Origin of the sequence: Tritonibacter sp. SIMBA_163, assembly GCF_046535935.1 — a bacterium.
Taxonomy (GTDB): domain Bacteria; phylum Pseudomonadota; class Alphaproteobacteria; order Rhodobacterales; family Rhodobacteraceae; genus Epibacterium; species Epibacterium scottomollicae.
On the sequence record NZ_JAWJBP010000962.1, the window covers coordinates 1 to 250 of the forward strand.

The following is a 250-nucleotide window of genomic DNA, read 5'->3' on the forward strand; positions in this document are numbered from 1 at the left end:
GGGCGTCTCTGAGGTGCCGAACGACAGCGGCTGAAGGTGGATGAGCCGCGGTTGGGCGACGGCTTCGAAGGCGGAGCACCGGCCGATATAGATGAGGGTGGTATCTGTCATGCGCGACAGAACTTGCGCCAGCTCGTGCTGGGTCTCCTCTTCCAGCCCCTCCAGAATGTCGTCGAGCACAAGCCAATCCGGCCCGATCAGCAGGGCGTTGGCAATCCGCAACCGGATCTGGTCTTCCTCGGCGAGCTTT

Annotated in this window: 1 protein-coding gene; it reads right to left on the reverse strand. The window is 62.8% G+C overall.

Annotated elements, in window-relative coordinates; all coding sequences use genetic code 11:
- The coding region (locus R0J92_RS25185) for a hypothetical protein (RefSeq protein WP_411053695.1) at nucleotides 1–250 on the reverse strand (250 nt) is incomplete at both ends.